This is a genomic window from Skermanella mucosa (genome assembly GCF_016765655.2).
In the GTDB taxonomy this organism is placed as follows: Bacteria; Pseudomonadota; Alphaproteobacteria; order Azospirillales; family Azospirillaceae; genus Skermanella; species Skermanella mucosa.
Genome location: NZ_CP086106.1, coordinates 5,746,687 through 5,760,002, shown reverse-complemented (window position 1 = coordinate 5,760,002; position 13,316 = coordinate 5,746,687). Strand labels below are relative to the sequence as shown.

General features: G+C 67.8%; 13 protein-coding genes. 6 read left to right on the top strand and 7 right to left on the bottom strand.

The features are described 5' to 3' along the window. Window positions 1-12: 12 nt before the first annotated feature. From mgtE to JL100_RS26725, 3 genes are read right to left on the bottom strand one after another with little or no spacing between them, the layout of a single operon-like run. On the bottom strand, window positions 13-1,425 hold the full coding sequence (gene mgtE / locus JL100_RS26735) for a magnesium transporter (RefSeq protein WP_202683547.1): 1,413 nt from the start codon (window positions 1,423-1,425) through the stop codon (window positions 13-15). Further along, window positions 1,422-2,108 carry an HAD family hydrolase gene (locus JL100_RS26730; RefSeq protein WP_202683548.1) on the bottom strand — a complete coding sequence of 229 codons (687 nt, stop codon included), beginning with the start codon at window positions 2,106-2,108 and terminating at the stop codon, window positions 1,422-1,424. The genes mgtE and JL100_RS26730 overlap by 4 nt, the downstream gene beginning before the upstream one ends. Beyond that, window positions 2,105-2,737 (bottom strand): MarC family protein, encoded by a 633-nt coding sequence (locus tag JL100_RS26725; protein WP_202683549.1) that lies wholly within the window; start codon window positions 2,735-2,737, stop codon window positions 2,105-2,107. The genes JL100_RS26730 and JL100_RS26725 overlap by 4 nt, the downstream gene beginning before the upstream one ends. A 272-nt stretch (window positions 2,738-3,009) precedes the next feature. Between JL100_RS26725 and JL100_RS26720 the strand changes: the two genes are divergently transcribed. The 3 genes from JL100_RS26720 (at window position 3,010) to JL100_RS26710 (ending at window position 5,459) form a co-directional block, all read left to right on the top strand. Further along, window positions 3,010-3,711 carry a CoA transferase subunit A gene (locus JL100_RS26720; protein ID WP_158047512.1) on the top strand — a complete coding sequence of 234 codons (702 nt, stop codon included), beginning with the start codon at window positions 3,010-3,012 and terminating at the stop codon, window positions 3,709-3,711. Between the two features lie 23 nt (window positions 3,712-3,734). Then, window positions 3,735-4,376, top strand: a complete 642-nt coding sequence (locus tag JL100_RS26715) for a CoA transferase subunit B (RefSeq protein ID WP_202683550.1) — start codon at window positions 3,735-3,737, stop codon at window positions 4,374-4,376. Window positions 4,377-4,493: 117 nt separating this feature from the next. Continuing rightward, window positions 4,494-5,459, top strand: coding sequence for an Rpn family recombination-promoting nuclease/putative transposase (locus tag JL100_RS26710; protein ID WP_202683551.1), 966 nt, complete (start codon window positions 4,494-4,496; stop codon window positions 5,457-5,459). Window positions 5,460-5,484: 25 nt separating this feature from the next. Here JL100_RS26710 and polA read toward each other — a convergent pair whose 3' ends face one another. The 3 genes from polA to JL100_RS26695 all read right to left on the bottom strand — a co-directional run bounded on the left by polA (window position 5,485) and on the right by JL100_RS26695 (window position 10,142). Continuing rightward, window positions 5,485-8,346, bottom strand: coding sequence for a DNA polymerase I (polA, locus tag JL100_RS26705; RefSeq protein WP_202683552.1), 2,862 nt, complete (start codon window positions 8,344-8,346; stop codon window positions 5,485-5,487). Between the two features lie 446 nt (window positions 8,347-8,792). Further along, window positions 8,793-9,410, bottom strand: a complete 618-nt coding sequence (locus JL100_RS26700) for a phosphatase PAP2 family protein (RefSeq protein ID WP_202683553.1) — start codon at window positions 9,408-9,410, stop codon at window positions 8,793-8,795. 54 nt (window positions 9,411-9,464) lie between these two features. Then, window positions 9,465-10,142: an HAD family hydrolase gene (locus JL100_RS26695; protein WP_201075153.1), complete on the bottom strand. Its 678-nt coding sequence runs from the start codon at window positions 10,140-10,142 to the stop codon at window positions 9,465-9,467. A gap of 174 nt (window positions 10,143-10,316) precedes the next feature. Here JL100_RS26695 and JL100_RS26690 point away from each other — a divergent pair, with 174 nt between their 5' ends. Genes JL100_RS26690 through JL100_RS26680 form a run of 3 tightly spaced genes read left to right on the top strand, consistent with a single transcriptional unit; the run spans window position 10,317 to window position 12,525 of the window. After that, window positions 10,317-11,900, top strand: a complete 1,584-nt coding sequence (locus JL100_RS26690) for an FAD-dependent oxidoreductase (RefSeq protein WP_202683554.1) — start codon at window positions 10,317-10,319, stop codon at window positions 11,898-11,900. A gap of 8 nt (window positions 11,901-11,908) precedes the next feature. Continuing rightward, complete coding sequence (locus JL100_RS26685; protein WP_202683555.1) at window positions 11,909-12,310, top strand: hypothetical protein; 402 nt, start codon at window positions 11,909-11,911, stop codon at window positions 12,308-12,310. A 17-nt stretch (window positions 12,311-12,327) separates the two neighbouring features. Further along, window positions 12,328-12,525, top strand: a complete 198-nt coding sequence (locus tag JL100_RS26680) for a hypothetical protein (RefSeq protein ID WP_202683556.1) — start codon at window positions 12,328-12,330, stop codon at window positions 12,523-12,525. 22 nt (window positions 12,526-12,547) lie between these two features. Here the strand turns inward: JL100_RS26680 and JL100_RS26675 are convergent, their stop codons facing one another. Beyond that, on the bottom strand, window positions 12,548-13,261 hold the full coding sequence (locus JL100_RS26675) for an amino acid kinase family protein (RefSeq protein ID WP_202683557.1): 714 nt from the start codon (window positions 13,259-13,261) through the stop codon (window positions 12,548-12,550). Window positions 13,262-13,316: the final 55 nt, after the last annotated feature.

Genomic DNA, 13,316 nt, shown 5'->3' with positions numbered 1-13,316 from the left:
GTCCGGCCGGCGTCACAGCAGGAAGGTGCTGGCGAGCCCCAGGAACACGAAGAAGCCAAGCACATCGGTGGTTGTCGTCAGGAGCGGGCCGGCGGCCACGGCGGGGTCGATCCGGAAGCGGTCGAGCGTCAGCGGGATCAGGGTTCCGGCCAGCCCGGCCCACACCATGTTGAACATCATGGCGCTGGCCAGCACCAGCCCCAGGGCCGCCTCGCCGAACCACAGGGTCGCGATGGTCCCCATGACCGTCGCGAAGACGATGCCGTTCATGACCCCGACCACCACCTCCTTGCCGACCACCCGCCAGGTGCCGCCCGCGGCGAGGTCGCGCGCGGCCAGCGCCCGGACCATGACCGTGATGACCTGCATGCCGGCATTCCCGCCCATGGCGGCGACGATCGGCATCAGCACGGCCAGCGCCACGATCCGCTCGATCGCCCCTTCGAAGCGCGAGATCACCAGGGAGGCCAGGATCGTGTTGACCAGGGTGATCAGCAGCCAGCTCTGGCGCCGCCGGGCGGTGCGCAACGGCGAGGCATAGATGTCCCGCTCGCCGGCGCGCGCCAGGCCCAGTAGGTCCTCCTCCGCCTCCTCGTCGATCACGTCGACGATGTCGTCCACGGTGATCGCGCCGACCACGCGCCCGGCGGCATCGACCACCGGCACGCTGATCAGGTCGTTGCGGCGGAAGATATCGGCCACCTGCTCCTGGTCCATGGTGGCGGGAACGCTCAGTCCCCGGTCCTCCATGATCTCCGAGACCCTCGTTCCGCGGGGATTACGGAGCACGCGGCTGGTCGGCACCGTGCCGACCGGGCGGTGGGCAGGATCGACCACGACCAGGTCGTAGAAGTCGTCGGGCAGCCCCTGGCTGCGGCGCAGGAAGTCGATCACCTCGCCGACCGTCCAGAAACCCGGTACCGCCACCACGTCGCGCTGCATCAGGCGGCCGGCGCTGGATTCGGGATATGCGAGCCCCTGTTCCAGGATGTCGCGGAAGGCGGCCGGCATGGCCTGCATCACGGCGATCCGGCGGTCCTCGTCCAGCGTCTCGATCAGGTACAGGGCGTCGTCGCTCTCCAGGTGGGCGATGGCCGCCGCCAGGTCGGCGGTGTCGAACTGTTCCACCACCTCCAGCCGGACGCTGTCGTCCAGCTCGATCAGCACGGTCGGGTCGAAGCTGTCGCGGATCGCCCCGATCACCCGGGCGCGCTCGCGCGGGTCGAGGGACTCCAGGAGGTCGGCTAGGTCGGCGGGACCCAGCGGCTCGGCCAGCGCCCGGACCCGGTCGATGCGGTCAGCGCCCAGGCAGGCGCGGACTTCACCGACGAACCCGGCGGTCAGCCCGGTCAGGCGGGGATCGGGACGTCCGTCCTCGTCGCCGTCGCCGACGGGGCCTTTCCGGTTCTCGTCCTGCCGCATCATAGCGTCGCGATCACGCCGGTCAGCTCCGCCATGCCGTCGATCCGCCGGTAGCCTTCGGCCGGGGGCTCGACATGCTCGTGGGCCCAGGTGATGTGATAGGGAACGTGGACCGCCTGCCCGCCGACCTCGAGCACCGGCAGGATGTCGGACCGGACGGAGTTGCCGACCATCAGGAAGCGCTCGGGCGCGATGTCGTGGCGGGCCAGCACCCGGCGGTAGGTTTCCGGGTCCTTCTCCGACACGATCTCGATCCGGTCGAACAGCTCGGCCAGGCCGGAGCGGGCGATCTTGCTTTCCTGGTCGAACAGGTCGCCCTTGGTGATCAGCACCAGCCGGTGGCTGTGGCTGAGATACTCGACCGTCTCGGCGACGCCGTCGAGCAGCTCCACCGGATGGGCCAGCATCGACTTGCCGGCTTCGATCAGGGTCTGGATGTCCCGGGCGTCCACCCGTCCGTCCGTCACCTCGATCGCGGTCTCGATCATCGACAGGACGAAGCCCTTGATGCCGTAGCCGAACAGCCCGAGGTTGCGGCGCTCGATCTCCAGTAGCCGGCGGTCGACCTCTCCGGCGTCGATCCCGCCCAGGATGGCCCGAAACCTCTCCTGGGTCATGGAGAAGATCGATTCGTTGTGCCACAGCGTGTCGTCGCCGTCGAAGCCGATGGTCCAGTGCGCGCTCATGTCCTGACGATTCCGCTCTGCAGGATGCCGTCGATCACGAACTGGCAGGCCAGCGCCGCCAGCAGGATGCCCAGGATGCGGTTGACCACGTTGACCCCCGTCACGCCCATCAGCTTGGTCATCCGGCCCGCCGCCAGCAGGACCGCCAGGTTGGCCAGCAGCACCAGCGCCAGTACGCCCAGGACGACCGCCCGGGCGAGCGGGTCGCCGTCGGTCTTGCCCATCAGAAGCAGCAGGGAGGTCAGCGCGCCGGGACCCGCGATCAAGGGAATCGCCAGCGGAAAGACCGAGATGTCCTCCTTGTGGGTCGCTTCCTCCTGCTCCGGCTCGGTCGTGCTGCGCAGGCCGCTCGGCCGGGCGAAAGCCATGTCGATGGCGAGCAGCAGAAGCAGGATGCCGCCGGCGATCCTGAAGGCCGGGAAGCCGATGCCCAGGGCGCGGAGCAGGAAATCGCCGACGAAGGCGAAGACGAACAGGATGCCGGCCGCGATCAGGACGCCCTTGACCGCCATCCGGCGGCGGTGGGCATCATCGGACCCGCGGGTCAGCGCCGCGAACACCGGGCCGGTGCCGATCGGATCGATCGTCACCAGCAGCGCCACGGCCGAGGTCAATGCCAGGTCGAGCATGGCGGATGCGGTGTCCCGGGTATGGGGTTGGGCATATGGACGATCTCGCCGTTGGATGAGGCCGCGGGAAACGGTCAAAGCCGTAGGGAAGATCCGCTTGCCGGCATGCGCCGGATTGACAGGGCATGTCGCACCGCACTATCCCTGGAGACAATGGCTCCGGCGGCAATGGCCCTGACGGTAACGGCCCGGTTGACGGCGGGCAAGTGCGCCGATCAGGCCGTGGGCCGGATCAATGGGCGTAACAACGATAAAGAGACAAGGATAAAGGGATGAAGAAGGTCTACGCCGACGCCAAGAGCGCCCTGGAAGGGTTGCTCTTCGACGACATGACGATCATGGCCGGCGGCTTCGGCCTGTGCGGCATCCCGGAGGTGCTGATCGAGGCGATCCGCGATTCCGGGGTGAAGGGCCTGACCGTGATCTCCAACAACGCGGGCATCGACAATGTCGGCCTGGGCGTCCTGCTGGAGACCCGCCAGATTGCCAAGATGATCTCGTCCTATGTCGGCGAGAACAAGACCTTCGCCAAGCAGTACCTGGCCGGCGAGCTGGAGATCGAGTTCAACCCGCAGGGTACCCTGGCCGAACGCATCCGCGCCGGCGGCGCCGGCATCCCGGCCTTCTTCACCAAGACGGGCGTCGGCACCTCGGTCGCCGACGGCAAGGAGATCCGCGAGTTCGACGGCGAGACCTACGTGATGGAGCGCGGCCTGTTCGCCGACCTGGCAGTGGTCCATGCCTGGAAGGGCGACACCGAGGGCAACCTCGTCTACCGCAAGACCGCGCGCAACTTCAACCCGATGATGGCGACGGCGGCCAAGGTCACCGTGGCCGAGGTCGAGCACCTGGCGCAGCCCGGCGAGATCGATCCCGACCACATCATCACGCCCGGCATCTTCGTCAAGCGCATCATCCACGTGGCCGATGCCGGCAAGCGCATCGAGCAGCGCACCGTGCGCAAGCGCGCCTGACCAAAAGGGGAGGAGAAAACATAATGGCTTGGACCCGCGAAGAGATGGCGGCGCGCGCCGCGAAGGAACTGCGCGACGGCTTCTACGTCAACTTGGGCATCGGCATCCCGACCCTGGTGGCGAACTACATCCCCGAAGGGATCGAGGTGACGCTCCAGAGCGAGAACGGCATGCTCGGCATGGGCCCGTTCCCCTACGAGGGGGAAGAGGATCCCGACCTGATCAATGCCGGCAAGCAGACGATCACCGAGCTGTCGAAGACCAGCTATTTCAGCAGCGCGGACAGCTTCGGCATGATCCGCGGCGGCCATATCGACCTGTCGATCCTCGGCGCCATGCAGGTGGCGGCCAACGGCGACCTCGCCAACTGGATGATCCCGGGCAAGATGGTCAAGGGCATGGGCGGCGCCATGGACCTGGTCGCCGGCGTCAAGAAGGTCGTCGTGGTGATGGAGCACGCCTCCAAGGATGGCGAGCCGAAGATCCTGAAGCAGTGCACCCTGCCGCTGACCGGGGCCGCGGTGGTCGACATGATCATCACCGACATGGGCGTCTTCACGGTCGATGAGACCGGCGGCGGCCTGACCCTGATCGAGGTCGCCCCCGGCGTGACCGTGGACGACATCAAGTCCAAGACCGAGGCCGAGTTCAAGGTCGCGGTCTGATCCGAGCACCGCCGCGCGGCCGATTTGACGCAGCCGCGCGGCGGACGCTTCGATAGGGAAACGCCGGTCGGGCATGCGAATACTTCCGCATGATTCCCCAACCGGATGTTCCCGTCGATGACCTCCCGCCTGATCCAGCGCCACGACCATTTCTTCAAACGCCTGCTCGATCAGCCCGGCGCGGCAGGCGCGCTGATCCGCGAGCGCCTTCCGGAAGAGGTCGCCCGCCAGTTGTCCCCGGAGGATCCCGTGCTGGAGCACGGCTCCTTCGTCGATCGGGAGCTTCAGGAATACCGCACCGACCGGCTTTACCGGACCCGCACCCTCACGGGCGGGGCCGCCTTCATCTACGCCCTGCTCGAGCACAAGGCCTGGCCCGAGCCGCGGATCGGCCTCCAGTTGCTCGGCTACGAGGTCAAGATCTGGCAGTGGTGGGTCCAGCGGGAGGGCAGGGACGCCGAAGGCAGGCTGAAGCCGCTGCCGCCCATCCTGCCGCTCGTGGTCTATCACGGCGAGGCGGAGTGGCGGATACCCCTCGATTTCGCCGCCGGAATGGAACTGGGCGACGAGATGCTCCGGCCGTACCTCCTGGATTTCCGCTATTCGCTAGCCGATCTGGGCCGCATCGATGACGCCAGCCTGTCGCGCGAAAAGGTGCTTCGGGTCGGCTTGCTGATCCTGAAGCATGGCAGCCGCCGCGGCGACCTTTACGAGTTGCTGGTGAAGCTCGGCCGGGCGGCGCTGGCCATCGGCTTTGATGACTTGGTTGCCCTGGTACGCTACCTTATCGCCGAACCGAACGAGATCAACGCGGCGGTCCTTCGGGACGCGCTGACGGAGATCGTTCCAGGTCAGGAGGCCAGGATCATGTCGATCGCAGCGGAACAGTGGAAGGCGGAAGGCAAGGCGGAGGGCAAGGCCGACATGTTGTTACGCTTGCTGCGGCGGCGCTTCGGTGCCGTGCCCGAGTCGACGCTGGAACGGGTGCTCGGCGCTCCCGACGGCGATCTGAACGAATGGGCCGAGAACGTTCTCGACGCCCCCAACCTCGACGCGGTGTTCACGGGCCGCAGGGCTAACTGATTACTGATGCCGAAGGCCGCCGCGCTCAGTGCGCGTCGGCCCAGCTGTGTCCCGTGCCGGCCTCGGCGACCAGCGGCACGCCGAGGCTCGCGGCGCCTTCCATGACGCGGCGCACGGTGTCGGAGGTCTCGGCGGCCTCGGCTTCCGGGACCTCGAACACCAGTTCGTCGTGGACCTGCAGCAGCATGCGGCCCGTCAGGCCGGCGGCTTCCAGCGCCGCGGGTATGCGGACCATGGCGCGCTTGATGATGTCGGCCGCGGTCCCCTGGATCGGCGCGTTGATCGCCTGGCGCTCGGCGAACTGGCGGCGCGCCGGGTTGCGCTCGGTGATGCCCTGGATATGGCAGCGGCGGCCGAACAGGGTCGTGACGTAGCCGTTCTTCCGGCAGAACTCCTTCGTCTGCTCCATGAAGGCGGCCAGTTCCGAGAAGCGCTCCAGGTATCTCTTGATGAAGGCGTTTGCCTCCCCCGCCGGGATGCCGAGCTGGCGGCCCAGGCCGAAGCCGCTGATGCCGTAGATGATGCCGAAATTGATCGCCTTGGCCTTGCGCCGGATTTCCCCGGTCATCTGGTCCAGCGGCACGCCGAACACCTGGGACGCGGTCATGGCATGGATGTCGATGTTCTCGCGGAAGGCGTGCTTCAGCGCCTCGATCCCGGCCATCTCGGCGACCAGCCGCAGCTCGATCTGGGAATAGTCCACCGACAGCAGCACATGGCCCGGCTTGGCGATGAAGGCGCGGCGGATCTTGCGGCCCTCCTCGGTGCGGATCGGGATGTTCTGCAGGTTGGGATCGTTGGACGACAGCCGGCCGGTGTTGGTGATCGCCAGCGAGAACGAGGTGTGGACCCGGCCGGTCTTGGCATCGATCTGCTGCTGCAGGCTGTCGGTGTAGGTGCTCTTCAGTTTGGAGAACTGGCGCCAGTCCAGCACTTTCTGCACGATGTCGTGGCCCTGCTCGGCCAGCGGCTCCAGCGTGGCGCTGTCGGTGGAATAGGCGCCCGTCTTGCCCTTCTTGCCGCCCTGCAATCCCATCTCGCCGAACAGCACGTCGCCCAGCTGCTTGGGCGAGCCGACATTGAAGGGATGGCCGGCCAGCCGGTGGATCTCCGTCTCCAGCTCGGCCAGCCTGGACGCCAGATCGCCCGACAGCTCCTTCAGCACGTCGCGGTCCACCAGGATGCCGCAGGCCTCCATGTCGGCGATGACGGGGACCAGCGGCCGCTCGATCGTCTCGTAGAGCGTTGTCAGCCGCTCCGGCACCAGCCGGGGCTTCAGCGCGTGGTGGAGGCGGAGCGTCACGTCGGCGTCCTCCGCCGCGTACTCGGTCGCCTTGTCCAGCGGCACCCGGTCGAAGGTGACCCGCGACTTGCCGGTGCCGGTCACCTGGTCATAGGTGATCGGCGTATAGTCGCAATGGAGCTTCGACAGCTCGTCCATGCCATGGCCGTGCAGCCCCGTCTCCAGCACGTAGCTGATCAACATGGTGTCATCGATCGGGGCGAGCCGGATGCCGTGGCTGCCGAACACCTGGATGTCGAATTTCAGGTTATGCCCGACCTTCAGCACGGCCGGGTCTTCCAGAAGCGGCTTCAGCTTCGCCACCACCTCGGCGATCGGCAGCTGCGGCGGCGCGTCGGACGGGCTGAGGTCGAGCGATCCTTCCGCCGGCGCTCCCCCCGGGCCGACATGGCCGACCGGGATATAGCAGGCCGCCCCCTGTTCGACCGCCATCGAGACGCCGACCAGCCGGGTGCTGCACGCGCTCAGCGAGTCGGTTTCGGTATCGACCGCGACCGTTCCGGCGGCATAGGCGGCCGCGATCCAGCGGTCCAGCGCCTCGGCGGTCTGGACCAGTTCGTAACTTCCCTTGCCGTCGAACCGGGCCCGGGGCTTAGCCTCCGGCGCGGTCGATCCGCCCGCCAGGGCCGCCGTGCCCGCCGGGGCGGAGGCGCCGTCCACCAGCTTGCCGTCGGCGCGGATCTCGTTCTCGACCCGGGTGATGATCGACCGGAAGCCCTGCTGCCGCAGGAAGCCCAGCAGCTTCTCGTGGTCGGGCTCGCGCACCTTCAGGTCGTCGAGCGGCACCGGCACCGGTGCCTGGTCGTCCAGCCGGACCAGCCGCTTGGAGATCCGTGCCAGCTCCGCATTGTCGATCAGGGCCTGGCGGCGCTTGGGCTGCTTGATCTCGCCGGCCCGCTCCAGCAACTGTTCCAGGTCGCCGTACTCGCCGATCAGCTGGGCCGCGGTCTTGACGCCGATGCCGGGAACGCCCGGCACGTTGTCCACCGGGTCGCCGGCCAGCGCCTGCACGTCCACCACCTTGTCCGGCGTCACGCCGAATTTCTCGAAGACCTCTTCCGGCCCGATCGGCTTGTTCTTCATCGGGTCCAGCATGGCGACGCCGTCGCTGACCAGCTGCATCAGGTCCTTGTCGGACGAGACGATCGTGACCTGCCGTCCCTGCTCGCGGGCGAGGCGCGCGTATGTCGCGATCAGGTCGTCGGCCTCGTACCCCTCCAGCTCGATCGACGGCACGCAGAAGGCCTCGACCGCCTCGCGGATGATGCCGAACTGGGGCTTCAGCTCCTCCGGCGGCTCGGGCCGGTGGGCCTTGTAGTCGGCGTAGAACTCGTTCCGGAAGTTCAGCCGCTTGCTGTCGAAGACCACCGCCACCGCCTCGGCATGATGGTCCGCCAGCAGCTTCATCAGCATGTTGGTGAAGCCCATCACCGCGTTGACCGGGGTGCCGTCGGCGCGGGTCAGCGGCGGAATGGCGTGGTAGGCGCGGAAGATGAATCCGGAGCCATCCACCAGGTAGAGGCCATCGGCTTGTTTGGCGGCGGTTTCCGTCGGGACGGAATCGGTCTGGGCGGTGTCGGTCATGCCTATGGAAATAGCATGGCCGGTGCCCCAGGTCGATACGGGCAGGTTGATCCGGGGTGGGCGATTTGCGGGTTGCCGCAGGGGGCGAAAACCGCTAGACATTCCACAGGAGATAATGTCCGCGTAGCTCAGCAGGATAGAGCACAGGATTCCTAGTTCAATTGGGCGTCGCGAAGGGAAACCGCGCGGCGGATCCGCTCAAAGTCGGGGAAAGCTCCGGTGCCGACGGCACCGTGCCGATCCCGAGCCAAGCCCCCTCCGAAAGGTCGGGGAAGGTGTAGAGACTGGACGGGCGGCACCTGTCGGCTTCGGCCCATGGTGAAGGGACAGTCCAGACCACGAACGCCGGGCATATCGATAGCCCGGCGGCGGCGAAAGCCGAAGTGGGATGAATCCTGGGGCCGTGGGTTCGAATCCCGCCGCGGACACCATCTCCTTATTCTCTCCTAGCGCCGTACACCCAGCCACCACGCCGCCAGCGCGGTGACCGCCGTGCCCAGGACGGCCCCGGCGACCACGTCGGAGGTCCAGTGCCGGTCGGCGTAGACCCGGCCGCCCGCCAGCAAGCCGGCTACCGTGAAGACGCCCGCGCCGATCCGCCGATCCCCGGCCGCGACGGCCACCGCCGTAGCGGCCGCGAAGGCGCTTCCAGCATGGCCGGAGGGGAAGGAGCGGGCGCCCTCGGTGCCCCATTCGCCAGCATCGCCGCAGTCGCAGGGGCGGGAGCGGCACAGGTTGCGCTTGATCGCTTCGGACACCAGCGCCGTCGCCACCACGCCGGTCACGCCGATCCTGCCGGCCCGCTCCAGCGCCGACAGGTCACGATGGCTGCCCGCCGCCCAGCACAGGGCGAAGGCGGGGATCAGGACGTGCCGCTTGATGCCGTATCGTCCCGCGATCTTGACCGCCTGGGCGACGGGTCCGGGGTCGTCAAGACAGAAATTGCGGACGATCAGGTCAAGGCCCGCCACCCCGGTCGGTTCCGGGGAGCAGGCCTTGGCAACCAACGGCCGGCGGGCGATATTCGCCCGCGCCGTGCGCGGCAGCGGATAGGAATTTTCCATGCCGGACAGAACGCATTGTCGGCATTCCTTGTTCCTGGCCCGGCTCGCCGCCGGTCAGCGCCGGCCGCCGACCTCGTCCAGGTGCTTCAGCAGGTCGGCCGGATCCTCGTAGACCCGGAAGGCTCCCGCTCTCTGAAGCTCGTCGGCGCCGTAGCCGCCGCACAGCAGGCCGACGCTCAGCGCGCGGGCTCGCTGGGCCGCCAGGGTGTCCCAGATGCTGTCGCCGACCACGATGGTGGACTGGATATCGACGCCCAGCCGTTCGGCCGCGGTCAGGAACAGGTCCGGGTCCGGTTTGGCGTACTTGACCTGGTCGCGGGTCACGACCTTGATCTTCTCCAGGTCGATTCCCAGCACCTCCAGCGCGGGTGCCGCCGTCTCCATCCGGCCGCTGGTCGCGATCGTCCAGGGAATGCCGGAGTCCGTCAGGTGCGCCAGCAATTCCCGCGATCCCGGCAGGGCCCGCAGCCGGCCGGACTGCCGCCGGTAGGCCTCGGCGTGGCGCGCCCGCAGCCGGTCCAGCAGGTCCTGGTCGATGTCGAGCCCGGTCTCCCGGACCAGCATGTTGGTGAACAGCCCGCCGCTCATGCCGATCTTGCGGTGGATGCGCCAGGCGGACAGTTCGATCCCTTCGGCGTCCAGCGCTTCCTGCCATGCCAGCACGTGCTGGTAAACGCTGTCGATCAGCGTACCGTCCAGGTCGAACACGAAGGCGGTATCCATGTGTGCCATAGGGATCTCCTTGAATCGTCGGTGCCGGGGAAACACGTTTGTGGCCGGGCCGGTTGCTCCACCTTAGATATGTGGCGATAGGGGTACCAACCCTGCTCGATTGTCCCCGTCCGGGGCGAAACATAGGCTCGCGCTCGCCGTGCCCAGGGCCAGTGATCAGGGAATGATTGAGACATGATCTTAGAAGGCGCCGAGATACCTTCCGGCGAAGTCATCGAGACTGAAATCTGCATCATCGGTGCCGGTGCCGCCGGCATCACGATGGCGCTGGAACTGACCGGTGCTCCCTTCCGGGTATCCGTCATCGAGGCGGGCGGCTTCGAGTATCCGGAGAACGGCCAGCCCAATTACGAAGGCACCCAGACCGGTATCGAGTATGCCGATCTGGACGCCTGCCGCCTGCGTTATTTCGGGGGAACGACGAACCATTGGGGCGGCTATTGCCGCAGCCTGGACCCGATCGATTTCGAGAAACGCGACTGGATCCCGCACAGCGGCTGGCCGATCACCCTGGACGACGTCAAGGCCCACTATCCGCGCGCGACCGAGATCATCGGCCTGAACCCCCATCTGTTCGACGGCGAGTACTGGTCCAAGGCGGCCGGCCTGCCGGTTCTGCCGTTCGACCCCAAGCGGTTCCACACCGGCGCCACCCAGATCCACGCGACCCGCTTCGGCGAGGTCCACCGGGATGCCGTGAAGGCGTCGCCCAACGTCACCTGCTACCTCAATTGCAGCGTCGTCGACCTGGTGATCGGCGAGACCGAGGACCTGATCCGGGAAGTGACCGTCGTGAACGCGGCGGGCAACCGCTCCACCTTCCGCGCCCGCCATTTCGTGCTGGCCTGCGGCGGGATGGAAAACCCGCGGATGCTGCTGAACGCCAACAAGGTGCGTCCCAACGGCATCGGAAACGAGCACGACAATGTCGGCCGGTTCTTCATGGAGCACCGGGTCGCCAGTCCGGGCATGATCCTGCTGTCGGACGGCTCGACCGACCTCAGCTTCTACCGCCGGAACACGGTGCCCAGCGGCGAATACATCGAGGGTTCGCTGCATCTGAGCGAGGAGACGATCCGCGCCGAGCGGATGTGCAACGCGCAGTTCAGCCTGGAACTCTATGACGGCATCCGCACCCAGGGCGACCGGTCGCTGGCCGCGATCCGCGACGGGCTGAAGAAATTCATCTCGGGCGGCGGCTGGGTTCGCGACTTCAACGTCCATGTCGGCAACATCATCTGCGACATCGACTATGTCGCCGGCAACCTCGCCCGCAGGATCACCGGCGATCCGGGCAACCTGGCGGTCTGGCTGCTGAAGATGGAGGTCGAGCAGGTCCCCAACCCCGACAGCCGCATCACCCTGACCGACCAGGTCGACGATCTGGGCCTGCGCCGGATCAACCTGCACTGGGCGACGCAGGAGATCGAGAAGCGGAGCGTCGTCCGCTCCATGGAACTGATGGGCGAGGAACTGGGGCGTCTCGGCCTCGGCCGCATGCAGATCGCCATGGAGGACGATCCCAATGTCTGGTCGCGCTTCGACACCTGGGGCTTCCACCATGCCGGCACGACCCGGATGAGCGCCGATCCGCGCGACGGCGTGGTCGATGCCGACTGCAGGGTCCATGGCGTCGGCAATCTGTACGTCGTCGGCAATTCGGTCTTCACGACCGTCGGCACCTCCAACCCGACCTTCACCATCACCGCGCTTTCCGTCCGGCTGGCCGGACATCTGAAGGGGCTGTTGACAGCATGAGCACCCGCATGACGCTTACCCGCCGCACCGCCCTCGCCGGCTTCGCCGCCGTCACCGGGCTGGCCGCCGTGGCCCCGTCCCCGGCCGGCGCCTTCGCCCTGCCCGAAAGGGCGGGAGACCGCGAACTGGCCGAACGGGCGCTCCGGATGTTCTCCCGGCCGAACGACGCGCGCCGCGTGGGCTTCGCCTGCCAGGGCCACGCCGCCCTGTGCCAGCCGCGCGAAGTGCTGGTCGACACGATCTTCGGCGCCGAGCGCGACCGCCTCGTCGGCACTCCCGACGCTGAGATCCATGGCTGGCTGCGCGGCCGCATCCGCCAGGACTTCGCCCAGGGTCGGACGGTCAAGGTGGAAGGCTGGGTCCTGGCCGAGACCGAGGCCCGGCTCTACGCACTGGCGGCCCAGGCCTGAACAAAGGAGAGCCGGCCGTGATCAATGCCATCTTCGCCCTGCTGTGCGGCGGGGCGGTCTTCGCGTACCTGTACAGCGTCTGCGACTGCGGCTTCCAGCAGTCGCAGTGGATCTTCGTGATCGGAGCCAGCCTCGCCGTGGCCCTGGGCGTCTGGCTGCTGGGCCTGATCGCCGGCGCGATCGGCCGCCGCATGACCGGGCGACGCTCCGCCTGAGGCTCGGGTCGGGAACGCGGCCCTAACGTTCCGGGGCCGCGGCGCCCAGCAGGGGTGTCGCCGCCAGCGGGCAGCCGAAGCCGCCGCCCCGCTCCAGCGCGGCGGCCACGTCTTCCACCCGCTCGCGCTCGACGCACCAGACGGCACCGCCGAACCGGCGGCGCCAGACCGGGAAGCCGGGGCTGAGCACCCCGTCGCGCACCATCGCGGCGGTATCCGCCCCGAGATCCTCGACGGAATGGCACGGGCAGGTTCCGGCCTTGACCAGGATCAGCCGCTCCGCGCCGATCTCCACCGCGAGCCACGCCGCGAGGCTGTCGGAGGTGGCGTCCCAATCCTCCGCCAGCTCTCGCCGGGCTGCCGCCAGCGATGATGGCAACCACACGCTGGCCCGACCGGCGGCGGCGTTGGCCTTCATCTCCACCGGACCGGCCGCCGTCCCGATCTCCGGATGGATGCCGTGCAGCAGCAGGGCGAAGCTGTCCATCGCCAGCAGCGTCATCCGGCGCACGATGCCGGGCTGGAGGCGCCACATGTCCTCGGCATCCCGCACCGTGTCGACGAAGGGACCACCGGTCGGCACGATCACGGTCGGGCGCCGGGCGCCCAGGCGCGCCGCCAGCGCCATCCAGTCGGCCATGCCCACCCAATCGGCGAGGGTGCCGCCGATCTGGATCACGCAGGCGTCCTCCAGGGTCGGCGAGGCTTTTTCAGTCGGGGTCAACCGGGTGTCCATGGCGTCGGGTCCGATGGGCAAAGGGACGGCAGAAAGGGTGTCGCGTCGTACAGGC

Bases quoted from the DNA above. Each gene is read 5' to 3' on its own strand.
- JL100_RS26685 (WP_202683555.1), top strand. From the start codon at position 11,909: ATGACGCTTACCCGCCGCACCGCCCTCGCCGGCTTCGCCGCCGTCACC.
- JL100_RS26715 (WP_202683550.1), top strand. From the start codon at position 3,735: ATGGCTTGGACCCGCGAAGAGATGGCGGCGCGCGCCGCGAAGGAACTG.
- JL100_RS26695 (WP_201075153.1), bottom strand. From the start codon at position 10,142: ATGGCACACATGGATACCGCCTTCGTGTTCGACCTGGACGGTACGCTG.
- JL100_RS26710 (WP_202683551.1), top strand. From the start codon at position 4,494: ATGACCTCCCGCCTGATCCAGCGCCACGACCATTTCTTCAAACGCCTG.
- JL100_RS26675 (WP_202683557.1), bottom strand. From the start codon at position 13,261: ATGGACACCCGGTTGACCCCGACTGAAAAAGCCTCGCCGACCCTGGAG.
- JL100_RS26725 (WP_202683549.1), bottom strand. From the start codon at position 2,737: ATGCTCGACCTGGCATTGACCTCGGCCGTGGCGCTGCTGGTGACGATC.
- polA (WP_202683552.1), bottom strand. From the start codon at position 8,346: ATGACCGACACCGCCCAGACCGATTCCGTCCCGACGGAAACCGCCGCC.
- JL100_RS26720 (WP_158047512.1), top strand. From the start codon at position 3,010: ATGAAGAAGGTCTACGCCGACGCCAAGAGCGCCCTGGAAGGGTTGCTC.
- JL100_RS26730 (WP_202683548.1), bottom strand. From the start codon at position 2,108: ATGAGCGCGCACTGGACCATCGGCTTCGACGGCGACGACACGCTGTGG.
- JL100_RS26690 (WP_202683554.1), top strand. From the start codon at position 10,317: ATGATCTTAGAAGGCGCCGAGATACCTTCCGGCGAAGTCATCGAGACT.
- JL100_RS26700 (WP_202683553.1), bottom strand. From the start codon at position 9,410: ATGGAAAATTCCTATCCGCTGCCGCGCACGGCGCGGGCGAATATCGCC.
- mgtE (WP_202683547.1), bottom strand. From the start codon at position 1,425: ATGATGCGGCAGGACGAGAACCGGAAAGGCCCCGTCGGCGACGGCGAC.